The sequence below is a fragment of the Enterobacter cloacae genome, from assembly GCF_013375935.1.
Lineage (GTDB): Bacteria > Pseudomonadota > Gammaproteobacteria > Enterobacterales > Enterobacteriaceae > Enterobacter > Enterobacter pasteurii.
This window is the reverse complement of sequence record NZ_CP056117.1, coordinates 1,407,363-1,431,440: the sequence shown is the minus strand read 5'-3', so window position 1 is coordinate 1,431,440 and position 24,078 is coordinate 1,407,363. Positions and strand designations below refer to the sequence as shown.

Below are 24,078 nucleotides of genomic sequence, written 5' to 3'. Positions count from 1 at the left end.
GAAAACTATGTTGATTCCGTCCAAATTAAGTCGCCCGGTTCGTCTTGACCATACTGTGGTCCGCGAGCGCCTGCTGGCTAAACTTTCCGGCGCGCATAATTTCCGACTGGCGCTGGTTACGAGCCCTGCAGGTTATGGAAAGACAACGCTCATTTCACAATGGGCGGCGGGCAAGAGCGATCTCGGCTGGTACTCCCTTGACGAGGGGGATAACCAGCAGGAGCGTTTTGCCAGCTATTTAATTGCCGCTATTCAGCAGGCAACCAACGGACACTGCGTCACCAGCGAAGTGATGGTGCAAAAGCGCCAGTACGCCAGCCTGTCCTCCCTTTTCTCACAGCTGTTTATCGAGCTGGCCGAATGGCACCGTCCGCTGTACGTGGTGATTGATGATTACCATCTGATCACTAACCCGGTTATTCACGAGTCGATGCGTTTCTTCCTGCGCCACCAGCCGGAAAATCTGACGCTGGTCGTGCTGTCGCGTAACCTGCCGCAGCTGGGCATTGCCAACCTGCGCGTGCGCGATCAGTTGCTCGAAATCGGCAGCCAGCAGCTGGCTTTTACCCATCAGGAAGCGAAGCAGTTCTTTGACTGCCGTCTGACCTCTCCGATTGAAGCGTCTGAAAGCAGCCGCCTGTGTGATGATGTTGCTGGCTGGGCCACGGCGCTTCAGCTGATTGCCCTGTCCACGCGGCAAAACAACAGCCCGACGCACCAGTCCGCGCGTCGCCTGGCGGGAATCAACGCCAGCCACCTGTCGGATTATCTGGTTGACGAGGTCCTCGACAGCGTCGATCTCACTACCCGCCACTTCCTCCTGAAAAGCTCCCTGCTGCGCTCCATGAACGATGCGCTGATTGTGCGCGTCACCGGCATTGAAAACGGTCAGCTTCAGCTTGAAGAGATTGAACGTCAGGGCCTGTTCCTGACGCGGATGGACGATCCCGGCGAATGGTTTAGCTACCACCCGCTGTTTGGCAGCTTCCTGCGCCAGCGCTGCCAGTGGGAGCTGGCCGCTGAGCTGCCTGAAATACACCGCGCCGCCGCCGAAAGCTGGATGGCGCAAGGTTTTCCGAGCGAGGCTATCCACCACGCGCTGGCCGCCGGTGATGCCGGTATGCTGCGCGATATTCTGCTCAACCACGCGTGGGGGCTGTTCAACCACAGCGAGCTGACGCTGCTGGAGGAGTCGCTAAAAGCGCTGCCGTGGGAGAGCCTGCTGGAGAACCCGCGCCTGGTGCTGCTCCAGGCCTGGCTGATGCAGAGCCAGCATCGCTACAGCGAAGTGAACACCCTGCTGGCGCGCGCCGAGCAGGAGATGGAAAGCGAGATGGATGCCACCCTGCACGGCGAATTTAACGCCCTGCGTGCGCAGGTGGCGATTAATGACGGCGATCCGGACGAAGCTGAACGGCTGGCCATGGTCGCCCTGGATGAGCTGCCGCTGGCGAACTTCTACAGCCGCATTGTAGCCACCTCGGTGCACGGCGAAGTCCTGCACTGTAAAGGCGACCTCACGCGTTCGCTTTCACTGATGCAGCAAACCGAACAGATGGCGCGCCGCCACGATGTCTGGCACTACGCGCTGTGGAGCCTGATCCAGCAGAGCGAGATTTTGTTTGCTCAGGGGTTCCTGCAGGCCGCCTGGGAAAACCAGGAAAAAGCGTTCCAGCTAATCCGCGACCAGCATCTTGAGCAGCTGCCGATGCATGAGTTCCTGCTGCGCATTCGCGCCCAGCTGCTGTGGGCGTGGTCGCGGCTGGATGAAGCCGAAAGCTGCGCCCGTCAGGGTGTGAACGTGCTTTCCAGCTTCCAGCCGCAGCAGCAATTGCAGTGCCTGGCCCTGCTGGTGCAGTGCTCGCTGGCGCGCGGCGATCTGGATAATGCCCGTAACCATCTTAACCGCCTTGAAAACCTGCTCGGCAACGGTCAGTACCATAGCGACTGGGTATCCAACGCCGATAAGGTCCGGGTGATTTACTGGCAGATGACCGGCGATAAAAAATCCGCCGCCAACTGGCTGCGTCAGACGCCAAAACCGGCGTTTGCCAATAACCACTTCCTGCAAAGCCAGTGGCGCAATATCGCCCGCGTGCAGATCCTGCTGGGCGACTTTGAGCCTGCCGAGATCGTGCTGGAAGAGTTAAATGAAAACGCCCGCAGCCTGCGCCTGATGAGTGATTTGAACCGTAACCTGCTGCTGTTAAACCAGCTTTACTGGCAGGCGGGACGTAAAAGCGACGCCCAGCGCGTGCTGCTGGAAGCGTTGCAGCTGGCGAACCGCACCGGGTTTATCAGCCACTTTGTGATTGAGGGTGAAGTGATGGCGCAGCAGCTGCGCCAGCTGATTCAGCTCAACACGCTGCCGGAACTCGACCAGCATCGCGCCCAGCGCATTCTGCGCGAGATCAACCAGCACCACCGCCACAAGTTTGCGCATTTCGATGAGAACTTTGTTGAACGACTGCTGAACCATCCGGAAGTGCCGGAGCTTATCCGCACCAGCCCGCTCACCCAGCGTGAATGGCAGGTGCTGGGGCTAATCTATTCCGGCTACAGCAACGAGCAGATTGCTGGCGAGCTGGCGGTGGCGGCGACCACCATCAAAACGCACATTCGCAATCTGTATCAGAAGCTGGGCGTGGCGCACCGTCAGGACGCCGTGCAGCATGCGCAGCAGCTGCTGAAGATGATGGGGTACGGGGTCTGATGCCCTCAGCCCGGCCCTCTCCCACAGGGAGAGGGAGAATGGCTTCTCAACATAACTCTAACTGCACATTATTATCCTTAATTACCTGCAGTACCCCCGCCGGCGGCATCACGTCGGTGTAAACCGCGTTGACCATGCTGATGCTGCCCATGTTCACCATCGCGTTACGGCCAAACTTGGAATGGTCCACCACCAGCATCACGTGGCGCGAGTTTTCTATAATCGCGCGCTTGGTGCGCACCTCGTGATAATCGAACTCCAGCAGCGAGCCGTCGGTGTCGATGCCGCTGATCCCCAGAATGCCGAAATCGAGACGAAACTGAGAAATAAAATCGAGGGTCGCCTCGCCGATAATGCCACCGTCGCGGCTGCGCAGTTCGCCCCCTGCGAGAATGATGCGGAAATCATCTTTCTGCATCAGGGTGTTGGCCACGTTCAGGTTGTTGGTGACCACGCGCAGGTTCTCGTGGTTGAGCAGCGCGTGGGCGACCGCTTCCGGCGTGGTGCCGATATCAATAAACAGCGTTGCGCCGTTCGGGATCTGGCTCGCCACTTTGCGGGCGATACGCTCTTTCTCTGCCGTTTGCGTGGCCTTACGGTCATGCCACGAGGTATTCACCGAGCTGGACGGCAGCGCGGCGCCGCCGTGGTGTCGCAGGATACGGTTCTGATCGGCAAGGTCGTTCAGGTCACGACGGATGGTTTGCGGGCTGACGGCAAACTGCTCCACCAGCTCTTCGGTGCTGACGTATCCCTGTTTTTTTACCAGTTCGATAATGGCGTCATGACGTTGTGTTTGTTTCATGAAATATCCCTGGGAATTATGTTCGTTTTCGCGCATGGAGCGTGTCGGCAAGCGCCATCGCCAGCCCGACCGCCAGCCCGGTGACGTGCGCACCGTTGGCGATAGACATACCAAACAGATCGAACCATCCGGCAATAAGCCATATTAACGCAAAGGTTATTAAGCCGCGTTGTAAATAGATGCCGCTATCCGGGTCGCGCTCGCCTCTGAGCCAGGCGTAACCCATCAGGGCGTACACCACGCCGGATAACCCGCCAAACCACGGGCCGCTGAATTTGTGCTGCACGTAGCCGCTCAGCAGGGCGCTAATGATGGTGATTACAATCAGCTTGCCGCTGCCGAGCCGCTTCTCCACCGCGCCGCCGAGATACCACCACCACAGCAGGTTAAAGAGAATATGCATTACCGAGAAGTGCATCAGCGCATGGGGGACGTAGCGCCAGACGTCAAACTCCAGGGAGGGATCGTACGGCCATGCCAGGGCCAGCATCACGCTCTGGTCGCCCACCACGTTCATAATAATGAAAACGAGGATACAGGCCGCCATCAGCAGCAGGGTAAACGGGCCTGCGCGCTCGCGGATCGTGGCAAGGAACGGAAAACGCTGATAATGCAGTCCGCTACCGGTATGGCCGGACTGCCAGCTTGCCGCCAGATAGCGAGGGTCGCCAGGATTTTCCAGGAAGCGCGCCAGCTCGGCGTTAACGCGATCGGCCTGGCTTTCATCCGCCAGCCAGACGTCTGTTTGCGTATGCTGCTGAATAGTCAGGATAATGCCCTGCGTCGCCATATAGTCGACAAACGCCTGGGCGACGCGCGGGTTGCTAAAAGAGGTGATCATCAACATGGGCAGCGGTCGCTTATTTCCACACAAAAGGGGACAGTATAGCGGGATCAGCGCTCGAACGCGTATTCAACTTCTGCCGGGAAATGACGATGCCAGGCGTCGAAGCCGCCGTCGACGCTGTAGACCGCATCGTAGCCCTGCTGGATCAGATACTGGGCCGCGCCTTTACTGCTGTTGCCGTGGTAGCACATTACCATCACCGGAGTTTCGAAGTCGTTATCGCGCATAAACGCCCCCAGCGTGTCGTTGGTCAGATGGAACGCGCCCGGGGTGTGGCCCATCGCAAAGCTCTGCGGATCGCGGATATCCACCAGCACCGCTGTTCCCTGATGCATCTTCTGGTGGGCTTCTTCTACGTTAATACATTCAAACTGATCCATGGTGTTCTCTTTCTGTTGTTCAGGTTGGGTGCGCTCTGATGCCCTCACCCCAGCCCTCTCCCACGGGGAGAGGGAGAAAAGTTAGTCGCACTATTTTACCCCGTAGTGTACGTCCTGGCGGCGGGTAAACGCCATTATGTTATCCATATCACTCTAAATTGTTTTTTTGATGTTACCAAAAGCGCGTTCCTTTGCTATTATGAGCGATATCGAACATTTTTGAGCTTTAACGAAAGTGCATGAGGGTGTTATGGAAACCAAAGATCTGATTGTGATAGGCGGTGGCATCAACGGTGCCGGTATTGCGGTCGACGCCGCAGGACGCGGTTTATCCGTGCTGATGCTGGAAGCTAACGATCTCGCCTGCGCGACGTCGTCCGCCAGCTCCAAGCTGATCCACGGTGGCCTGCGCTACCTGGAACACTACGAATTCCGCCTGGTCAGCGAAGCGCTGGCCGAACGCGAGGTGCTGCTGAAGATGGCGCCGCATCTGGCAATCCCGATGCGCTTCCGCCTGCCCCACCGCCCGCACCTGCGTCCGGCGTGGATGATCCGCATTGGCCTGTTTATGTACGATCATCTCGGCAAACGCACCAGCCTGCCGGGTTCGAACGGTTTGCGTTTTGGCTCAGAATCGGTCCTTAAGCCTGAAATCGTGCGCGGTTTCGAATATTCCGACTGCTGGGTTGACGATGCGCGTCTGGTTCTGGCTAACGCGCAGATGGTGGAGAAGAAGGGCGGCGAGGTGAAAACCCGCACCCGCGCGACCGCCGCGCGTCGTGAAAACGGCCTGTGGATCGTGGAAGCGGAAGACGTGGATACCGGCGAGAAGTTCAGCTGGAAAGCGCGCGGCCTGGTGAACGCCACCGGCCCGTGGGTGAAACAGTTCTTCGACGACGGCATGCACCTGCCTTCACCGTACGGCATCCGCCTGATTAAGGGCAGCCACATCGTGGTGCCGCGCGTGCATACCCAGAAGCAGGCTTATATCCTGCAAAACGAAGACAAGCGCATCGTGTTCGTGATCCCGTGGATGGACGAGTTCTCCATCATCGGCACCACCGACGTGGAGTACAAGGGCGATCCGAAAAACGTGGAGATCGACGAAAGCGAGGTCAGCTACCTGCTGAAGGTGTATAACGCGCACTTTAAAAAGCAGCTTGCGCGCGATGACGTGGTCTGGACTTACTCCGGCGTGCGTCCGCTGTGCGATGACGAATCTGATTCACCGCAGGCGATCACCCGCGACTACACGCTCGATATCCACGACGAAGGCGGTCAGGCGCCGCTGCTGTCAGTCTTTGGCGGCAAACTTACCACTTACCGCAAGCTGGCCGAGCACGCGCTGGAAAAACTGGCGCCGTACTATAAAGGCATTGGCCCGGCGTGGACCAAAGAGGCGGTGCTGCCTGGCGGTGATATCGGCGGAAACCGCGACGATTACGCCGCGAAGCTGCGCCGTCGCTACCCGTTCATCACCGAAGGTATGGCGCGCCACTATGCCCGCACCTACGGCAGCAATACCGAGCTGTTCCTGGGCGACGCGAAAGCGCTTGCCGATCTGGGCGAGCATTTCGGCCACGAGCTGTACGAAGCGGAGCTGCGCTACCTGGTTGAACACGAGTGGGTTCGCCGCCTGGAAGATGCCATCTGGCGCCGTACGAAAGAAGGGATGTGGCTCAACGCCGAGCAGCAGTCTCGCGTGGCGCAGTGGCTGGCGCAGCATGCGGGAAAGCGTGAGCTGTCGTTGGCGTCTTGATGCGATCGGTGCGGGCTGTCCCCCTCACCCTAACCCTCTCCCCGAAGGTGAGAGGGGACTTTAATATCCTCCCCCCTTCGGAGAGAGGTAACTAACGCTAAAAGCGGCAACCAGGGTTGCCGCTTTGCTTTTATAACCGCACCGGATCGATATGCCAGATATTCTCGGCATACTCCTTGATGGTTCTGTCCGACGAGAAGTAACCCATGTTGGCGATATTATGCATCGCGGCGCTGGTCCACTTCTCCTGATGCCGGTACAGCTCGTCCACCTTATCCTGACAATCCACGTAGCTGCGGTAATCCGCCAGCACCTGATAGTGGTCGCCAAAGTTAATCAGCGAATCCACCAGGTCACGGTAGCGGCCGGGCTCCTCAGGATTAAATACCCCGGTAGCGATTTGCGTCAGCACCTGGCGTAACTCCTCATCCTCTTCGTAATACTCGCGCGGCGAGTAGCCCTTCTTGCGAAGCGCCTCCACCTCTTCCGCCGTATTGCCGAAGATAAAGATATTCTCCGCCCCCACGTGGTCCAGCATCTCAACGTTGGCGCCGTCCAGCGTGCCGATGGTCAGCGCGCCGTTCAGGGCAAACTTCATGTTGCTGGTGCCGGACGCTTCCGTTCCCGCCGTGGAAATCTGCTCAGAGAGATCCGCCGCCGGAATAATCAGCTGCGCCAGGCTCACGCTGTAGTTCGGGATAAACACCACCTTCAGCCTGTCGCCGATGTCCGGATCCTGGTTGACGACCTTCGCCACATCGTTGATGAGGTGAATGATGTGCTTCGCCATGTAGTAGGCGGACGCCGCCTTGCCGGCAAAGATTTTCACGCGCGGCACCCACTCCGCCGTCGGATCGGCCTTTATGCGGTTGTAGTGGGTAATAACGTGCAGCACGTTCATCAGCTGACGCTTGTACTCGTGGATACGCTTGATCTGCACGTCGAACAGCGCTTTCGGATTGGCGACCACGTTGAGGTGCATCGCCAGCCAGACTGCCAGACGCTTTTTGTTCAGCAGCTTGGCTTCCCGCACGGCTTTGTTTACCGTCGGGAAATCAATGTGCTGCTCAAGCTCGCTCAGCTGGCTCAAATCGGTGCGCCAGGTGCGGCCAATGTTCTCATCCAGCACGTCGGAGAGCGGCTGGTTCGCCAGCGCCAGCCAGCGGCGCGGCGTAACGCCGTTGGTCACGTTGCAGAAACGCGTCGGGAAGATCCTCGCGAAGTCCGCGAACAGCGACTGCACCATCAGGTTCGAGTGCAGCTCTGACACCCCGTTCACCTTGTGGCTAATCACCACCGCCAGCCAGGCCATGCGTACGCGACGGCCGTTGGATTCATCAATGATCGAGGCGCGGCTCAGCAGGCCGGTATCGTTCGGATACTGCTCCTGCAGGGTCTTGAGGAAGTAGTCGTTGATCTCGAAGATGATCTGCAGGTGGCGCGGCAGAATTTTGCCGAGCATGTCCACCGGCCACGTCTCCAGCGCTTCGCTCATCAGCGTGTGGTTGGTGTACGAGAACACCTGACAGGTCACTTCAAACGCGTCATCCCAGCTGAACTTATGCTCGTCAATCAGCAGGCGCATCAGCTCGGGGATCGACAGCACCGGATGGGTGTCGTTGAGGTGAATAGCGGTTTTCTCTGCCAGATTCGCGTAGGTTTTGTGCAGCTGATAGTGACGGCTGAGGATATCCTGAATCGTTGCCGAGACGAGGAAATACTCCTGGCGCAGGCGCAGCTCGCGGCCCGAGTAGGTCGAGTCATCCGGGTAGAGCACGCGGGAGACGTTCTCGGAGTGGTTTTTATCTTCAACCGCCGCGAAGTAGTCGCCCTGGTTAAATTTACCCAGGTTGATCTCGCTACTGGCCTGCGCGTTCCACAGACGCAGCGTATTGGTCGCGTCGGTGTCGTAGCCGGGGATGATCTGGTCATAGGCAACGGCGAGGATCTCTTCGGTTTCCACCCAGCGGGATTTTTTCCCTTCCTGCTGAATGCGCCCGCCAAAACGCACCTTATAGCGCGTATTGTGGCGCTTGAACTCCCACGGGTTACCGTATTCCAGCCAGTAGTCCGGCGACTCTTTCTGACGGCCATCAACGATGTTCTGCTTGAACATGCCGTAGTCGTAGCGAATACCGTACCCGCGTCCCGGCAGCGCCAGCGTCGCCAGCGAATCAAGGAAGCAGGCGGCAAGACGCCCGAGACCGCCGTTACCCAGCCCCGGGTCGTTCTCTTCGTCAATCAGCTCTTCTAAATCCAGCCCCATCTCTTCCAGCGCGTTTTTAACGTCGTCGTAAATACCGAGCGACAGCAGCGCGTTGGAGAGGGTGCGGCCAATCAGAAATTCCATCGACAGGTAGTACACCTGTCGCGTCTCCTGCGACAGCTGGGCGCGGTTGGAGCGCAGCCAGCGTTCAACCATACGGTCACGCACCGCAAACAGCGTGGCGTTCAGCCATTCGTGCTTGTTGGCAATAACGGGATCTTTTCCGATGGTAAACATCAGCTTATAGGCGATGGAGTGCTTTAACGCCTCAACGCTGAGCGTGGGTGAAGAGTAGGTAAATGGAGCATTCATATCAGTAACTTCGCCTCGTTACATCAAGCGTTGATAAAGGTCGCGGTAGGACTGCGCCGCAACGTGCCAGCCAAAGTCCATGGACATCGCCTGACGCTGCACGTAACGCCAGAGGGATGGACGGGACCACAAGACGAAAGCGCGCCGGATCGCACGTAGCAGCGACCAGGCATTACTGTCCTCAAAGACGAACCCGCTGGCGATACCGTCCGCCAGGTTCTCCAGAGAACTATCCGACACCGTATCCGCCAGCCCGCCCGTGCGCCGCACCAGCGGCAGCGTGCCGTATTTCAGGCCATAGAGCTGCGTCAGGCCGCAGGGTTCGAATCGGCTCGGTACCAGAATGACGTCCGCACCGCCCATGATGCGGTGGGAAAACGCTTCGTGATAGCCAATCTGTACGCCCACCTGCCCCGGATGTTCCGCCGCGGCCGCCAGGAAGCCTTCCTGCAACACCGGGTCGCCCGCGCCGAGCAGCGCCAGCTGGCCGCCCTGCTCCAGTAGCCCCGGCAGCGCCTCCAGCACCAGATCCAGCCCTTTCTGGCTGGTCAGGCGGCTGACCACCGCAAACAGCGGCACCTTGTCGTTGACCTTCAGCCCCATCGCAATCTGCAGCTGACGCTTGTTTTCCGCTTTATCTTCCACCGAGTCGCGCCCGTAGCGCGCCGCCAGCAGAAGATCGGTTTCCGGGTTCCAGATCTGCTCATCCACGCCGTTCAGGATGCCCGACAGGCGACCTTCACGATGGCGCTGCTGCAGCAGGCCTTCCATGCCGTAGCCAAACTCCGGCTGGGTGATTTCTCGCGCATAGGTGGGGCTAACCGCCGTAATGTGGTCGGCGTAGTACAGCCCCGCCTTCAGGAACGAAATCTGCCCGTTAAACTCCAGCCCGTGCATGTTAAAGAACGACCATGGCAGATCGATGTCATTCATATGATGGGCGTAATACATGCCCTGATACGCCAGGTTGTGCACCGTAAACACCGACCTGGCCGGATGGCCTTTCGCCGCCAGATACGCGGGCGCAAGCCCGGCATGCCAGTCGTGCGCGTGCACCACGTCAGGACGCCAGAACGGATCCAGCCCGACCGCCATCTCTGCGCCCACCCAGCCGAGCAGCGCAAAGCGCAGCACGTTGTCGGTATAGGCGAACAGGTTGGTATCGTGATACGGGCTGCCCGGTCGGTTGTATAAATGTGGCGCGTCAATCAGGTAAATCCCTACGCCATTGTAGTGTCCAAACAGCAGGGTGATACGTCCCGCGAAGGTTTCACGGCGGCTAACAACCTTTGCATCAGGAATACCGCGTCGGATATCCGGAAAAGCGGGCAACAACACGCGGGTATCTACCCCTCCGGCAATTTGCGCCGCCGGTAGTGCCCCAAGAACATCCGCCAGTCCGCCCGTTTTTAACAACGGGAACATCTCAGAACATACGTGTAAAACCTGCATCATCGCTCCTGTTTGATTTGCAGCTTCCGCAACATTTCCCGTGTTACTAACACGATCCCCTCTTCCGAACGGTAGAAACGACGCGCATCTTCTTCCGCGTTTTCGCCAATCACCATCCCCTCAGGAATGACGCAGGCACGGTCGATTACGCAACGACGCAGACGACACGAGCGTCCTACCCAGACATCCGGCAGCAGAACGGCCGAATCGATATTACAGAATGAGTTTATACGCACGCGCGGGAACAGCACGGACTGCACCACCACCGAACCGGAAATAATGCACCCGCCAGAAACCAGCGAGTTCAGCGTCATGCCGTGGCTGCCGGAACGGTCCTGCACGAACTTCGCGGGCGGCAGCGATTCCATATGGGTGCGAATCGGCCAGTTCTGGTCGTACATGTCCAGCTCGGGCGTTACGGATGCCAGATCGAGGTTGGCTTTCCAGTACGCTTCCAGGGTTCCCACGTCGCGCCAGTAAGGTTCCGCATTAGGATCGGACTGCACGCAGGACAGCGGGAAGGGGTGTGCATACGCCATGCCAGCTTTGGTGATTTTCGGGATAATGTCTTTGCCGAAATCGTGGCTGGAGTTCTCGTCTTTGTCGTCTTCTTCCAGCAGCTCATAAAGATAATCTGCATCAAAGACATAGATCCCCATGCTGGCGAGCGATTTGGTGTCGTCCCCCGGCATGGTTGGCGGGTTCGACGGCTTTTCGACAAAGTCGATAATCTTGTCGTCCGCATCCACGTGCATCACGCCAAAGGCGGTTGCTTCAGCAACGGGCACGGGCAAACACGCCACGGTGCATCGCGCCCCTTTTTCCACATGGTCGATCAGCATGTGGGAGTAATCCTGCTTGTAGATGTGGTCACCCGCGAGGATCACGATGTATTCCGCGTTGTAGCGGCGAATGATGTCGAGGTTTTGGGTTACGGCATCCGCCGTGCCGCGGTACCAGTTTTCCCCGTGAACGCGCTGCTGAGCGGGAAGCAGATCGACAAACTCGTTCATCTCTTCGCTGAAGAATGACCAGCCGTGCTGAATGTGTTGCACCAGCGTGTGCGACTGATACTGCGTAATGACGCCAATACGGCGAATGCCTGAGTTCAGGCAGTTGGAGAGTGCAAAATCGATAATACGAAACTTACCACCAAAGTGAACAGCCGGCTTGGCGCGCTTGATGGTCAAATCTTTCAGACGGGTACCGCGCCCGCCCGCGAGTATCAGGGCAACTGTTTTTAATGGTAGCTGGCGTGCCAACATTAACGGATCGTTCTTCTCTAATCTAACCATGACTAACTCCTTTTTTATCATCTTTGGAATACGCACACTCCGTGCGCAGGCCCGTGCCAGACAGCCATAACTACCGGATTATCCGCTCCGGCAAAGGGAGGAACGGCTCGCCATTCCCCGTCAGGTAAAACAATCTCTGCGACGTCATCCGTCGCGTTGAGCGTGACCAGCCAGCGATCCGAAAGCAGGATCTGCAGGCGCGGTACGCCGTGTTGCCACTCTTGCGCGCTTAACGGTTGCGCGTCTTGATTCAGCCAGCGAACGTTGCCGTCGCCCTCTTCCCACCAGCTGTCGGCGGTAAGCGCGGGAATGTGCTGGCGAAGATGGATCAGCGCCGCGGTGAAATGGATCAACCCGCTGTTCGCTTCTCCCCAGTCGAGCCAGGTCAGGGTGTTGTCCTGGCAATAGGCGTTGTTGTTGCCGTGCTGGCTATGGCCGTGCTCATCGCCCGCCAGCAGCATCGGCGTGCCCTGCGACAGCAAAAGCGTCGTCAGCAGCGCATGAACGCTGGCGCGTCGCCGCTCGATCACGTCCAGACTTCCGCCTAACCCTTCTATACCATGATTGAAGCTATGGTTATTGTTAGTGCCATCGCGATTCTCCTCGCCGTTTGCCTCATTGTGTTTCTGATTGAAACAAACGCAGTCGCGCAGCGTGAAACCGTCGTGCGCCGTCACCAGATTGACGGTGGCCGACGGACGTTTTCCGTCACGCTTAAAGAGATCGCTGGAGCCGGCAAAGCGGCTGGCGAACTCTCCCAGCGACAGATCGCGCGCCAGCCAGAAGCGGCGGACGGCGTCGCGGAAGTGGTCGTTCCACTCGGCAAACAGCGGCGGGAAGTTGCCCACCTGGTAACCGCCCTCGCCGATATCCCACGGCTCCGCGATGAGCTTCACCTGTGAAAGTACCGGGCAGTTTTTTATCGCCTCAAACAGCGGCGCCTGCTGGCTGAATGCCGGAGTACGCCCCATCACCGGCGCCAGGTCAAAACGAAAGCCGTCCACGTGGAACGTCTCAACCCAGTACTTCAGGCACTCGTACGCGTAATGCGTGACTGCCGGATGGCTTAGGTTGAGGGTGTTACCACAGCCGGTCCAGTTCTCGTAGTCGCCGTCTTCCCTGATCCAATAATAGCTACGGTTATCGATTCCGCGCTGTGAGAGCGTCGGGCCGTCCAGATCGCTTTCCGCGCTGTGGTTTAACACCACGTCGAGAATGACCTCAATTCCCGCCGCGTGAAGCGCCTTCACCGCGTCGCGAAACTCATCCCCCGCCTTCTCCGGATGCACGGCGTAGCGCGGGTCAAGGGCGAACATCGCCAGCGGGTTGTAGCCCCAGTAGTTGCTTAACCCAAGACGCTGAAGGCGCGGCTCGCTGGCGAAATGCGCCACCGGCAGCAGCTCCAGCGCGGTAATGCCCAGCTGCTTCAGGTAGGCGACCATCGTCGGATGCCCAAGCGCCTTATAGGTGCCGCGCATCTCTTTCGGGATCGACGGGTGCAGATACGTCAGCCCTTTGACGTGAGCTTCATAAATGACGGTATTGCCCCACGGCGTGCGCGGCGGGGCATCGTCTTCCCAGTCGTAGAGATCGTGCACCACCACGCTTTTGGGCGCGACGGACGCGCTGTCGCGGTGGTCGGGTTCACCGTAGCCGACGTGGAACAGCGGGTCGTCTTTAAACTCGCCGTCCACGCGGTGGGCACACGGGTCAATCAGCAGCTTCGCCGGGTTAAACCAGTGCCCCTGAGAAGGCGCCCAGGGACCGTGAACGCGAAAACCGTAGTGCATCCCCGGCCGTCCTCCGGCCAGGTAGCCATGCCAGGTATCTCCCGTGCGCGCCGGTAAATCGTAACGATGCTCGTTACCTTCCCCGTCAAACACACAGAGTTCCACCCGCTCCGCGTGAGCAGAAAAGAGCGTGAAGTTCACCCCCTTTCCGTCAAAACTCGCCCCGAGCGGTTCGGGTTTACCTGCCGTAAGCTGCGTCATTCTCCCTCCCGCACCAGCCAGATGGTGCTAAGCGGCGGCAGCGTCAGACTGAGGGAGTTCGGACGACCGTGGCTTTCGATGGCGTCGCTCTGCACCAGGCCACCGTTACCGGCGTTGCTGCCGTGGTAGTGCATGGAGTCGGTATTGAGAATTTCGCGCCATTTGCCCGGCTGGTTAATGCCGAAGCGGTAGTGCTCACGCGGCACCGGCGTGAAGTTGCTGGCAACGACGATCTCGTTACCCGCTTTGTCACGACGCACAAAGACAAACACCGAGCGCGCGTGGTCGTCCACCACCAGCCACTCAAAGCCATACGGATCGAAATCCAGCTCGTGCAGCGCTTTGTGATGGCGGTAGGTCAGGTTCAGATCGCGGACCAGACGCTGCACGCCGTGGTGCCAGTTGTCAGCGCCTTCCAGCAGATGCCAGTCGAGGCTGGAGTCGTGGTTCCATTCGCGCCCCTGGGCAAACTCGTTGCCCATAAACAGCAGCTTTTTGCCCGGGAAGGCAAACATCCAGCCGTAGTAGGCACGCAGGTTGGCAAACTTCTGCCACGCGTCGCCCGGCATGCGGTCGAGAATGGATTTTTTGCCGTGCACCACTTCATCGTGCGACAGCGGCAGCATGAAGTTTTCGGTGTAGTTGTAGAGCAGCCCGAAGGTGAGCTTGTCGTGATGATACTGACGATAAACCGGATCGAGCTTCATGTAGTCGAGCGTGTCGTGCATCCAGCCAAGGTTCCACTTGTACCAGAAGCCCAGGCCGCCCGTTGACGGCGGACGCGAAACGCCCGGGAAGTCGGTGGACTCTTCCGCCATGGTCACGGCACCGTCGACCTGCTCGCCGATAATGCGGTTGGTGTTGCGCAGAAACTCAATCGCTTCCAGGTTCTCGCGACCGCCATACTCGTTCGGGATCCACTCGCCCTCTTTGCGGCTATAGTCGCGATAGATCATCGACGCCACCGCATCCACGCGCAGGGCATCAATGCCGAAGCGCTCGATCCAGTAGAGCGCGTTCCCGACCAGGTAGTTCGCTACCTCACGCCGCCCGTAGTTGTAGATCAGCGTATTCCAGTCCTGGTGATAGCCTTCGCGCGGGTCGCTGTGCTCGTACAGCTTCGTGCCGTCGAACTCGGCCAGCGCAAAATCATCCGACGGGAAGTGGCCCGGCACCCAGTCGAGAATGACGTTCAGGCCAGCGGCGTGCGCGGCATCAACGAAATAGCGGAAGTCATCGCGCGTGCCGAAGCGGCGGGTAGGCGCGTACATTCCGGTGGGCTGATAGCCCCAGCTTCCGTCGAAGGGGTGTTCGTTGATCGGCAGCAGCTCCAGATGGGTAAAGCCCATCCATTTGGCGTACGGTACCAGCTGGTCAGCCAGCTCACGATAGCTCAGCCAGAAGTTGTCATCGGTGTGGCGGCGCCAGGAGCCGAGATGCACCTCATAAACGGAGATCGGCGCGTCGAAGCGGTTGGCCTGCTTGCGCTCCTCCGTCTGGACCACCTTCTCCGGCAGGCCGCAAATAAGCGAGGCAGTATTCGGGCGCAGCTCCGCTTCAAAGGCGTACGGGTCAGATTTAATACGCAGCTTGCCGTTGGCATCGATCATCTCGAACTTGTAGAGCTGACCGTTATGCGCCCCGGGGATAAACAGCTCCCAGATGCCGGTTTCCCGGCGCAGGCGCATGGGGTGGCGGCGGCCGTCCCAGTAGTTGAACTGCCCGACGACGGAGACGCGCCGGGCGTTTGGCGCCCATACGGCAAACCGCGTGCCGGTAATACCATCCATGGTATCCGCATGGGCACCCAGCGTTTCATAAGGCCGCAGATGGGTGCCTTCGGACAGCAGCCAGGCATCCATCTCTTTTAAGAGCGGACCAAAGCTATAGGGGTCGTCAATCAGGTTCTGCTGACCGTGCCAGATGACGGCAAGCTGATAACGAAAGGGGTTTTTACGACGAGGCATGACGCCTGAGAAGAAGCCACGCGAGTCGAGGCATTCCAGATTACCCACCTTGCGGCCGGTTTTGGGTTCGATAACCCATACTTCTGTTGCATCCGGTAACAGCGCGCGAACTTCCAGCCCGGCCTCTGTACGGTGCATCCCTAGCACAGAAAAGGGGTCGGCAAAATGACCCGCAATAAGCGCATTAATCACGTCTCTCGAAATACGATCGGACATGGTATTCATCCTGTTTTTTTATGTCGCCCTTTTTACTCGCTCCGGGACGACTTTTAATGTGACCTAAACGGTGCAGCTCATCCTCTCTGCTCCGTCCTACCCTCAGGTGAGAAATAAATCTTCCTTAAAGCATAGCCAACGACGAGGTTCCTCCTGATAAAAAATAAGACATCTGCGTTTTACTCCATGTAGTACGCACAAAAAGGGGGGCGATAATCACCCCCCGTGTTTAACAAAGTATTACGCCAGCTGGCGCAGCATGCGGCGCAGCGGCTCGGCGGCACCCCACAGCAGCTGGTCGCCAACGGTGAACGCGGAGAGGTACTCCGGGCCCATGTTCAGCTTACGCAGACGGCCAACCGGCGTGGTCAGCGTGCCGGTGACGGCTGCCGGAGTCAGTTCGCGCATGGTGATATCACGATCGTTTGGCACCACTTTCGCCCACGGGTTGTGTGCGGCGAGCAGCTCTTCCACGGTCGGAATAGACACATCTTTTTTCAGTTTAATGGTGAAGGCCTGGCTGTGGCAGCGCAGCGCGCCGATACGCACGCACAGGCCGTCAACCGGAATGGCGTTCGCGGTAGCGAGGATTTTGTTGGTCTCAGCCTGGCCCTTCCACTCTTCGCGGGTCTGGCCGTTATCCAGCTGTTTGTCGATCCACGGGATCAGACCGCCGGCCAGCGGTACGCCAAAGTTATCGACCGGCAGCTCGCCGCTGCGGGTCAGCTGGGTGACTTTGCGCTCGATGTCCAGAATCGCGGAAGCCGGATCGGCCAGCTCGGTCGCAACGCTCTGGTGCAGCTGGCCCATCTGCGTCAGCAGCTCGCGCATATGGCGCGCGCCGCCGCCGGATGCCGCCTGGTAGGTCGCCACGGAGACCCACTCCACCAGATCCTGGGCGAACAGGCCGCCGAGGGACATCAGCATCAGGCTGACGGTGCAGTTACCGCCGACAAAGGTTTTCACGCCGTTGTTCAGGCCGTCGGTGATGACGTCCTGGTTAACCGGGTCGAGAATGATGATGGCATCGTCTTTCATGCGAAGCGAAGAGGCCGCGTCAATCCAGTAGCCCTGCCAGCCGCTTTCACGCAGCTTCGGATAAATATCGTTGGTATAATCGCCGCCCTGGCAGGTCACAATAATGTCGAGTGCCTTCAGCGCTTCCAGATCGTAAGCATCCTGCAACGTGCCTGTGGTACCACCAAAGGACGGTGCAGCCTGGCCGAGCTGTGAAGTAGAGAAGAAGACCGGGCGGATGGCGTCGAAATCGCGCTCTTCAACCATGCGTTGCATGAGTACAGAGCCGACCATACCGCGCCAGCCGATAAAACCAACGTTTTTCATAGCATTTTTTTCCTGCAAGGGGTGTGTGCTGATTGTGCAAGCCAGTATTGAACTGGGATATGCTTCACATTACAAAATGCTGCCAAAGTCGCAAGCGAAATTAATCGATGATTGCCCGGCTATCAGAAAAAGTGCTAATCATCGGAATAACACTACTAAGACTCAGGGATAATTTAAAGATGAGTGAAATCATTTCCGCCGCGGTTTTATTGATCCTGATTATGGATCCACTCGGAAACCTGCCGATCTTCATGTCGGTGCTGAAACACACCGAGCCGAAGCGCCGCCGGGCGATCATGATCCGCGAGCTGCTCATCGCCCTGGTGGTGATGTTCATCTTCCTGTTCGCCGGTGAAAAAATCCTCGCGTTCCTGAACCTGCGCGCTGAAACGGTTTCGATTTCCGGCGGGATTATTCTGTTCCTGATTGCCATTAAGATGATTTTCCCGAGCGCGGAAGGCAGCAGCAGCGGCCTGCCTGCGGGTGAAGAGCCGTTTATCGTGCCGCTTGCGATTCCCCTGGTTGCAGGGCCAACGATTCTGGCGACGCTGATGCTGCTGTCGCATCAGTACCCGAATCAGATGAGCCACCTGGTCATTGCCCTGCTGATCGCCTGGGGCGGCACGTTTATCATCCTGCTGCAGTCGTCGCTGTTCCTGCGCCTGCTGGGCGAAAAAGGGGTGAACGCGCTGGAGCGTCTGATGGGGCTGATTCTGGTGATGATGGCGACGCAGATGTTCCTGGACGGGATACGGGCGTGGATGAAGGGCTAGGTAAAAGCAAAACGGCAATCCTTGATTGCCGTTTTTAGTGGTTGCTCCCTCTCCCCGTGGGAGAGGGAGAAAACCGGAGTGACTTTTAGGTCGGGTAAGGCGAAGCCGCCACCCGACAAAATAAGATCTCTGCGGCCTGTTGCCCTCACCCCACCCCTCTCCCACAGGGAGAGGGAGAAAACCGGGTTAGCTCAGCAGCGTAAACGCAATCATCCCGACAATCGCACCCGTCGTGCCGAGGATGGTTTCCATCAGCGTCCAGGTTTTCAGGGTTTGCGCTTCGGTCGCGCCGGTAAATTTACCGAACAGCCAGAAGCCTGCGTCGTTCACGTGGGATACCACAATCGAACCACCCGCGATACAGATAGACAGCGCCGCCATCTGCGCACCGGAGTAGTTCAGCTGTTCAATCACCGGCATCACCAGGCCTACGGCCGTTAAGCAGGCCACGGTCGCGGAGCCCTGAATGATACGTACCGCCGCGGCCAGCACGAAGCAGGTGACCGCAATCGGCAGGCCCATTCCGGTCAGCGCTTCACCCAGAGCAGGACCCACGCCGGAATCCACCAGCACCTGTTTGAACACGCCACCGGCACCGATCACCAGCAGAATGATGCCCGCAGGCTGGAGCGCAGCACCGCAAATCTCCATCACGCGGTCTTTTGGCATGCCCTGACGCATCGCCAGGCCGTAAATTGCCACCAGACACGCCACCAGGATCGCGGTAAACGGATGACCGATAAACTCAAACCATTCATAGGCGGTAGAGCCTTCAGGCACAAAGCGGGCGGCAATGGTTTTCAGCCCTACCAGCACCAGCGGGAGCAGGATCAGCGACAGGCTGAAGCCGAAGGACGGCATTTTGCCCTCGCCCAGGTGCGGCTCGGTGATGTCGTCAGGAATGTGCAGCTCGACGTAGCGGCTGATGAAGTTGCCCCACAGCGGACCGGCGATAATCATCCCCGGGATTGCCGCGCACAGGCCAATCAGGATCATCCAGCCAAAGTCGGCGTGCATCTGGGAAGCCAGCAGCATCGGCGCAGGCCCCGGCAGCAGAAACGCCGCGGCTGCCGCCACGCCCGCAAACAGCGGAATGACCAGCTTCACAAGGTTAGTGCCGGTATGGCGCGCCATGGAGAACGCTACGCTAATCAGCAGCACCACGGCCACCTCAAAGAACAGCGGCAGCGCGCAAATCAGGCCAGCGAGGCCAATCGCGTAATGCGCGCGGCTGTGGCCGAAGGATTTCAGCATCTTGACGGCAATCTGGTCGACCGCGCCCGTCTCGTGCAGGATCTTGCCAAACATCGCGCCCAGCGCGACCACAATGGCCAGGAAGCCCAGCGTGCCGCCCATCCCTTTTTCCATCGTCGCGGCGATCTTGTCGAGCGGCATGCCGGAAAAGAGACCTGCACCAATAGAAACCACCATCAAAGCAACGAAAGCGTGCATACGCGCCTTCATCACTAAAAACAGCAGCAGTAAAACGGAACCCACTGCTGTCAAAACAAGCGTTAATGTACTCAAAACTTATTGCCTTTTATTGATAACCTCGATGGTGCTGGCTACAACACCTTCCAGCGGCTGATCGATATCAACCACCAGGACATCCTGCTCGTCAGCACCCGGCTCCTGCAGCGCTTCGAACTGCGTCACCAGCATCTGGGTTTTGAAGAAGTGACCCTTACGCGCCTTCAGACGGCTTTCAATCACCTCAAAATCACCCTTCAGATAGATGAAGGAGAGGTTCGGGTTGCCGTCGCGCAGCAGGTCGCGATAGGTTTTTTTCAGCGCGGAGCAGACGATCAGGGAAACTTTGTTGGTACGCTGCATCGCGAACGCGGCGTCATTCAGCGCCTGCAGCCACGGTTTGCGATCGTCGTCGTTCAGCGGCTCGCCGGCAGCCATTTTGGTGATGTTGCTGCGCGGATGGAGGAAGTCGCCATCAAGAAACGCAGCCTGGAGTTGATGCGCCACTTCGCTCGCCACGGCAGATTTACCGCTACCGGACACGCCCATCAGGACGTAAACGTGGTGATCGTGATTAGTCGTGCTCAAAGGGTGTCCCTCAGTCAATTGTTACGGGTAACAGTTATCGGTAACATTGTCCTGCCGGGGCAAAAGAGAAGCAATATCCAAACGTGCGCGAAGTGAATAAGTGTGAGCTACTTCAAATTTGTCGGATTAAATAGATCCACCCGGTGACAAGGTGAAACCTAAATCTAACATTTTAGGGGTAACTGCCTCACCACGAATGCGCGCCAGCAGGCGTTCTGCACCGATGCGGCCCATGCGTTCACGCGGGGTCAGGACGCTCGCCAGGCGCGGCTCCATCACCTGACCAATGTCGTGGCCGTGGAAGCCGGCAATCGCCATATCGTCAGGGATCTTCAGCCCCAGACGCTGGCACTCAAACGCCGCGCCGACCGCAAGGTCATCGTTGGTACAGAAAATACCGTCCAGTTGCGGATACTCGCGTCGCGCCTGGCGCATCAGCTCAATACCCGAGGTGTAGGATGAGGATTGCTCCACCATCACGCTGTACGGGATCAAACCGGCGTCGAGCATCGCCTGCTCGTATCCTTTCTGTTTGATGATAGTACGTTCATCCAGACGTGCACCCAGGTAAGCGATGTGCCGGTGGCCGCGGGCGATGATGGCCGCGGTCATCTGCCGCGCCGCTTCGAAGTTATCGAAACCAACGGCAATGTCGAGGCACGGCGACTGGCTGTCCATCAGCTCCACCACCGGAATGCCCGCCACTTCGATCATTTTCAGCGTGCGGGCAGTGTGGGTACGCTCCGTTAAAATTAGACCATCGATGTTCCAGGAGAGCATCGATTCAAGTCGTTCTTCCTCCAGTTCCGGCTTGTACCCATAGTGCGCGAGCATGGTCTGATAACCAAACGCATCGGTGACGCTTTCGATACCGCGCAGCACTTCGGCGAAAACCTGGTTAGTTAAGGAAGGAAGCAGGACGCCCACCGCACGGCTGGTCGCATTGGAGAGAATATCGGGTGCGCGGTTGGGGATATAACCCAGTTCATCAAGGGCTGCGGCAATCTTGCCACGCAACGCGACGGAAACCTGTTCCGGGTTACGTAAAAAGCGGCTGACCGTCATTTTGGTCACACCGACGCGATCGGCGACATCCTGAAGTACGGGGCGTTTCTTTTTCATCGTCCTGAGAAATCTTGAAGTGAGAGATTTGCTCAGTTTATCACGGACAAAGCTCAACCTTCCCCGTTTAAAGGGAAGGTTGAGAAATTATTTAGACCGGCGGCAGGTCAAACAGCAGGATTTCGCTTTCGCTGTCGGCATGCACGGAGAGCGCCTGCTCGTCCCAGATAGCCAGACCATCTGCGGTTGTGGCTTTGGTGCCGTTAATGGTCACGTCGCCCTTCACCACCTGGATCCACACGCGGCGGTTGGCGGCAATCTGGTGTACGGACTGTTCGTCTTTCGCCAGCGCCCAGCGGTACAGTTCCATATCCTGATGCACCTTCAGGGAACCTTCTCTCGCATCCGGAGAGAGCACCAGCTGTTTGCCCTGCTTCGCGTCGAAGCGGCGCTGCTCGTAGCGCGGCGTGATGCCGGTTTCTTCCGGAATGATCCAGATCTGATACAGGTGCAGTTTTTCCGTTTTGCTCGGGTTGTACTCGGAGTGACGCACCCCGGTGCCCGCGCTCATAATCTGGAACTCGCCCGCCGGAACCTGCTCCTTGTTGCCCATGCTGTCCTGGTGCTCAACCGCCCCTTCCAGCACGTAGGTCAAAATTTCCATATCCTTGTGCGGGTGGGTACCGAAGCCCTGGCCTGCATCAATCACGTCATCGTTAATGACGCGCAGCGCGGAGAAGCCCATGAAGTTCGGGTCATAATAGTCGGCAAACGAGAATGAATGCCATGAGTCCAGCCAGCCATGATTTGCGTGACCACGTTCGTTTGCTTTGCGTAAGTAGATCATTGTTTTCACCCTCAGTTCGTTTCGATGGAGTAAGTGTGGACGCAAACCGTCTGGGATCATAGAGGGTGAAAATTGACTCCTCTGTTCAAAATTTGTGAACAAGTTCAGAGGAGCCGTTTTTGCTTATCTGGCAAGGGTTATCGTGGCAGGAGACGCCTGTTCGAAAGCGCGTTCAAGGATTTCCAGGTTGGTGAGAACGTCAGATTCCTTGACGTAATTCGGCGCGCCGTTGGTGAGGGTTTCATACAGCGCATCGTAGACGCGGCCATAGTCACCGGCTTCGGGCTTCAGCTCTTCTCTGACCGTTACGCCCTCATCGTTCACATACTCGAGCACGCCGACGGAATCGTCTGCGGCAAAACCCGGTTCGCCGGGCATGATATTGGCCTTCAGGCTAGTCTCCTGCTGGTCGATGCCGTACCTGATAAACGAGCCTCTGGTGCCGTGAACGATAAATTTCGGGTAGTCGATTTTCACAAGATGGCTGGTTTTGACGATGGCTTTCAGGTCACCGTAGAACAGCTGTGCCTCGAAGGTGTCGTCCGGGTTGGCTTTATTGCGCAGGCTGCGAATGTCGTACGCCACGTGGTCCGGTCGGCCAAACAGGGAAATGATCTGGTCCATGGTGTGGACGCCAAGACCGTAGAAGGAACCGTCCTGCGGCAGGCCGGGTTTGGTCTCCGCCACCGGGCGGTAGTAATCGAAGTGGCTTTCCATTTCCACGATGTCGCCGAGCTTGCCGCTCTCTATCGCCTTTTTCGCCGTCAGGAAGCAGCTGTCAAAGCGGCGGTTCTGATACGGCGTGACGGTCAGCCCCTTGCTCTTCGCCAGCGCGAACAGTTCCTTCGCTTCGGCGATGGTCGGGGTGAACGGCTTTTCCACCAGCACGTTTTTACCCGCTTCCAGTGCGCGTTTCGCATAGTCGAAGTGGCTGTCGGCATGGGTGCAGACGATGACCAGTTTAACCTGCGGGTCGCCCAGCACCTCATCAAGATCGCTGGTGAAATGAATATGGGAATACTGTGGAGACTGCTCTTCCGGCTTCGCGCTGCGGCGGTAGATATGGGCAACGTGCCAGCTGTCTTTGCGGTTGAGAACATACGGAAGGTGATAGCGGGTGGTGCTTTTACCAAATCCAATAAATGCACAGTTCAGGGTCATGGTTCCGTCCTTTGTTATCAGGTTTCTGTTTTCACTATAGCGATAAATTTGACCTAAAGAATCCTAAAATGGCGGCAGTTGCCTTGACCGTGCTGCTAAAAAACACGATAAGGTGAAGGTCAAATCTATGCTCGCGAAGGGAGTCGCGCCCATTCCTATGGAAAGGAAATATCTCGCGTTAAACAGTGCGCTTCTCTTCTGGCTGCTGGCGCTTCTCGCCTGGTGCTATGCCGCCTGGCAACTCGCATGGCTCTTCGCAGCATTATCTGTACTGGCCTTCACTCTCCCCCTGCTTATCAACCTGGGAAACGTTATGTTTAAGAAGAACAAAATGAATGAAATCAAGGTGCCAAATCCCCTGCCGTCGCCACCTGTCCTGGAGAAAGAACCTACCGCCACCGAGAAGCACGGTACCACGGTGATTGCGACTGACGTCCGCGTTGAAGGCAATATCGTTTCGACTGGCCACGTCTACGTGCACGGTGAGCTCATCGGCAACATTGCTTCCGAACAGAGTCTGATCAAAATCATGCGCGGGGGGCGGGTTGAGGGAAACATCACCTGTCGGGAGCTGATTATTGACGGGACCGTCATCGGTGAATGCCACAGTGACGCCATAGAAATATGCGAAAACGGTGAGCTGACGGGAACGCTTTCCTATCGCGCGCTGGCCGTTAAAAAAGGGGGGATCTTTTCCGGTATTGCCGAGATGCTGCCCGCCGCTATCGAAAAGAACAACGTCGTAGGCCTGATCAAGGACATCCCTGCTAACGCACCTGAAGCGTGCGAGCTTGCCAAATAAAAAGCAAAAAAAAGCCAGCTAGAAGCTG

The 24,078-nt window shown here is 57.9% G+C and carries 18 protein-coding genes; 4 read left to right on the top strand and 14 right to left on the bottom strand.

From position 1 onward, the window contains the following. The first annotated feature begins 7 nt into the window (after positions 1-7). Positions 8-2,713, top strand: a complete 2,706-nt coding sequence (malT, locus tag HWQ14_RS06685) for an HTH-type transcriptional regulator MalT (RefSeq protein WP_176609305.1) — start codon at positions 8-10, stop codon at positions 2,711-2,713. Between the two features lie 46 nt (positions 2,714-2,759). Here malT and HWQ14_RS06680 read toward each other — a convergent pair whose 3' ends face one another. From HWQ14_RS06680 to glpE, 3 genes are read right to left on the bottom strand one after another with little or no spacing between them, the layout of a single operon-like run. Continuing rightward, positions 2,760-3,518 (bottom strand): DeoR/GlpR family transcriptional regulator, encoded by a 759-nt coding sequence (locus HWQ14_RS06680; protein WP_176609304.1) that lies wholly within the window; start codon positions 3,516-3,518, stop codon positions 2,760-2,762. 16 nt (positions 3,519-3,534) lie between these two features. Continuing rightward, complete coding sequence (glpG, locus tag HWQ14_RS06675) at positions 3,535-4,365, bottom strand: rhomboid family intramembrane serine protease GlpG (protein WP_176609303.1); 831 nt, start codon at positions 4,363-4,365, stop codon at positions 3,535-3,537. A 47-nt stretch (positions 4,366-4,412) separates the two neighbouring features. Further along, the gene (gene glpE, locus HWQ14_RS06670; RefSeq protein WP_114979336.1) at positions 4,413-4,745 is read right to left on the bottom strand and encodes a thiosulfate sulfurtransferase GlpE; all 333 of its coding nucleotides are present in this window, start codon (positions 4,743-4,745) and stop codon (positions 4,413-4,415) included. 250 nt (positions 4,746-4,995) lie between these two features. Here glpE and glpD point away from each other — a divergent pair, with 250 nt between their 5' ends. Beyond that, a complete protein-coding gene (gene glpD, locus HWQ14_RS06665) occupies positions 4,996-6,504 on the top strand; it encodes a glycerol-3-phosphate dehydrogenase (protein ID WP_148420572.1) in 1,509 nt (502 codons plus the stop codon). Positions 6,505-6,634: 130 nt separating this feature from the next. Here the strand turns inward: glpD and glgP are convergent, their stop codons facing one another. The 6 genes from glgP to asd form a co-directional block, all read right to left on the bottom strand. Then, positions 6,635-9,082 carry a glycogen phosphorylase gene (gene glgP, locus HWQ14_RS06660; RefSeq protein WP_176609302.1) on the bottom strand — a complete coding sequence of 816 codons (2,448 nt, stop codon included), beginning with the start codon at positions 9,080-9,082 and terminating at the stop codon, positions 6,635-6,637. An 18-nt stretch (positions 9,083-9,100) separates the two neighbouring features. After that, positions 9,101-10,534 carry a glycogen synthase GlgA gene (gene glgA / locus HWQ14_RS06655; RefSeq protein ID WP_148420608.1) on the bottom strand — a complete coding sequence of 478 codons (1,434 nt, stop codon included), beginning with the start codon at positions 10,532-10,534 and terminating at the stop codon, positions 9,101-9,103. Beyond that, positions 10,534-11,829, bottom strand: a complete 1,296-nt coding sequence (glgC, locus tag HWQ14_RS06650; protein ID WP_176609301.1) for a glucose-1-phosphate adenylyltransferase — start codon at positions 11,827-11,829, stop codon at positions 10,534-10,536. The genes glgA and glgC overlap by 1 nt, the downstream gene beginning before the upstream one ends. Before the next feature lie 17 nt (positions 11,830-11,846). After that, on the bottom strand, positions 11,847-13,820 hold the full coding sequence (gene glgX, locus HWQ14_RS06645; RefSeq protein ID WP_176609300.1) for a glycogen debranching protein GlgX: 1,974 nt from the start codon (positions 13,818-13,820) through the stop codon (positions 11,847-11,849). Continuing rightward, positions 13,817-16,003 carry a 1,4-alpha-glucan branching enzyme gene (gene glgB / locus HWQ14_RS06640; RefSeq protein WP_148420568.1) on the bottom strand — a complete coding sequence of 729 codons (2,187 nt, stop codon included), beginning with the start codon at positions 16,001-16,003 and terminating at the stop codon, positions 13,817-13,819. The genes glgX and glgB overlap by 4 nt, the downstream gene beginning before the upstream one ends. Before the next feature lie 240 nt (positions 16,004-16,243). Then, complete coding sequence (gene asd, locus HWQ14_RS06635) at positions 16,244-17,347, bottom strand: aspartate-semialdehyde dehydrogenase (RefSeq protein WP_176609299.1); 1,104 nt, start codon at positions 17,345-17,347, stop codon at positions 16,244-16,246. 179 nt (positions 17,348-17,526) lie between these two features. Here asd and HWQ14_RS06630 point away from each other — a divergent pair, with 179 nt between their 5' ends. Next, positions 17,527-18,120 (top strand): YhgN family NAAT transporter, encoded by a 594-nt coding sequence (locus HWQ14_RS06630; RefSeq protein WP_119937578.1) that lies wholly within the window; start codon positions 17,527-17,529, stop codon positions 18,118-18,120. A 186-nt stretch (positions 18,121-18,306) separates the two neighbouring features. On the opposite strand, the gene gntU is transcribed toward HWQ14_RS06630, so the two are convergent. The 5 genes from gntU to HWQ14_RS06605 all read right to left on the bottom strand — a co-directional run bounded on the left by gntU (position 18,307) and on the right by HWQ14_RS06605 (position 23,248). Then, positions 18,307-19,647, bottom strand: a complete 1,341-nt coding sequence (gene gntU / locus HWQ14_RS06625) for a gluconate transporter (protein ID WP_148420566.1) — start codon at positions 19,645-19,647, stop codon at positions 18,307-18,309. A 3-nt stretch (positions 19,648-19,650) separates the two neighbouring features. Then, positions 19,651-20,178: a gluconokinase gene (gntK, locus tag HWQ14_RS06620; RefSeq protein ID WP_148420565.1), complete on the bottom strand. Its 528-nt coding sequence runs from the start codon at positions 20,176-20,178 to the stop codon at positions 19,651-19,653. Between the two features lie 126 nt (positions 20,179-20,304). After that, positions 20,305-21,300, bottom strand: a complete 996-nt coding sequence (gene gntR / locus HWQ14_RS06615; protein ID WP_148420564.1) for a gluconate operon transcriptional repressor GntR — start codon at positions 21,298-21,300, stop codon at positions 20,305-20,307. Between the two features lie 91 nt (positions 21,301-21,391). Continuing rightward, positions 21,392-22,087, bottom strand: coding sequence for a pirin family protein (locus HWQ14_RS06610; RefSeq protein WP_148420563.1), 696 nt, complete (start codon positions 22,085-22,087; stop codon positions 21,392-21,394). A gap of 123 nt (positions 22,088-22,210) precedes the next feature. Then, the gene (locus tag HWQ14_RS06605) at positions 22,211-23,248 is read right to left on the bottom strand and encodes an oxidoreductase (RefSeq protein ID WP_176609298.1); all 1,038 of its coding nucleotides are present in this window, start codon (positions 23,246-23,248) and stop codon (positions 22,211-22,213) included. 157 nt (positions 23,249-23,405) lie between these two features. Here HWQ14_RS06605 and HWQ14_RS06600 point away from each other — a divergent pair, with 157 nt between their 5' ends. Beyond that, on the top strand, positions 23,406-24,050 hold the full coding sequence (locus tag HWQ14_RS06600; RefSeq protein ID WP_176609297.1) for a bactofilin family protein: 645 nt from the start codon (positions 23,406-23,408) through the stop codon (positions 24,048-24,050). Positions 24,051-24,078 lie beyond the last annotated feature (28 nt).

What these genes read in the sequence shown, in the direction of transcription:
- asd (WP_176609299.1), bottom strand. Translation starts at nt 17,347, where the DNA reads ATGAAAAACGTTGGTTTTATCGGCTGGCGCGGTATGGTCGGCTCTGTA.
- HWQ14_RS06610 (WP_148420563.1), bottom strand. Translation starts at nt 22,087, where the DNA reads ATGATCTACTTACGCAAAGCAAACGAACGTGGTCACGCAAATCATGGC.
- HWQ14_RS06680 (WP_176609304.1), bottom strand. Translation starts at nt 3,518, where the DNA reads ATGAAACAAACACAACGTCATGACGCCATTATCGAACTGGTAAAAAAA.
- malT (WP_176609305.1), top strand. Translation starts at nt 8, where the DNA reads ATGTTGATTCCGTCCAAATTAAGTCGCCCGGTTCGTCTTGACCATACT.
- HWQ14_RS06605 (WP_176609298.1), bottom strand. Translation starts at nt 23,248, where the DNA reads ATGACCCTGAACTGTGCATTTATTGGATTTGGTAAAAGCACCACCCGC.
- glgX (WP_176609300.1), bottom strand. Translation starts at nt 13,820, where the DNA reads ATGACGCAGCTTACGGCAGGTAAACCCGAACCGCTCGGGGCGAGTTTT.
- glgC (WP_176609301.1), bottom strand. Translation starts at nt 11,829, where the DNA reads ATGGTTAGATTAGAGAAGAACGATCCGTTAATGTTGGCACGCCAGCTA.
- glpG (WP_176609303.1), bottom strand. Translation starts at nt 4,365, where the DNA reads ATGTTGATGATCACCTCTTTTAGCAACCCGCGCGTCGCCCAGGCGTTT.
- glgB (WP_148420568.1), bottom strand. Translation starts at nt 16,003, where the DNA reads ATGTCCGATCGTATTTCGAGAGACGTGATTAATGCGCTTATTGCGGGT.
- glgA (WP_148420608.1), bottom strand. Translation starts at nt 10,534, where the DNA reads ATGCAGGTTTTACACGTATGTTCTGAGATGTTCCCGTTGTTAAAAACG.
- glgP (WP_176609302.1), bottom strand. Translation starts at nt 9,082, where the DNA reads ATGAATGCTCCATTTACCTACTCTTCACCCACGCTCAGCGTTGAGGCG.
- HWQ14_RS06630 (WP_119937578.1), top strand. Translation starts at nt 17,527, where the DNA reads ATGAGTGAAATCATTTCCGCCGCGGTTTTATTGATCCTGATTATGGAT.
- glpE (WP_114979336.1), bottom strand. Translation starts at nt 4,745, where the DNA reads ATGGATCAGTTTGAATGTATTAACGTAGAAGAAGCCCACCAGAAGATG.
- gntR (WP_148420564.1), bottom strand. Translation starts at nt 21,300, where the DNA reads ATGAAAAAGAAACGCCCCGTACTTCAGGATGTCGCCGATCGCGTCGGT.
- glpD (WP_148420572.1), top strand. Translation starts at nt 4,996, where the DNA reads ATGGAAACCAAAGATCTGATTGTGATAGGCGGTGGCATCAACGGTGCC.
- HWQ14_RS06600 (WP_176609297.1), top strand. Translation starts at nt 23,406, where the DNA reads ATGGAAAGGAAATATCTCGCGTTAAACAGTGCGCTTCTCTTCTGGCTG.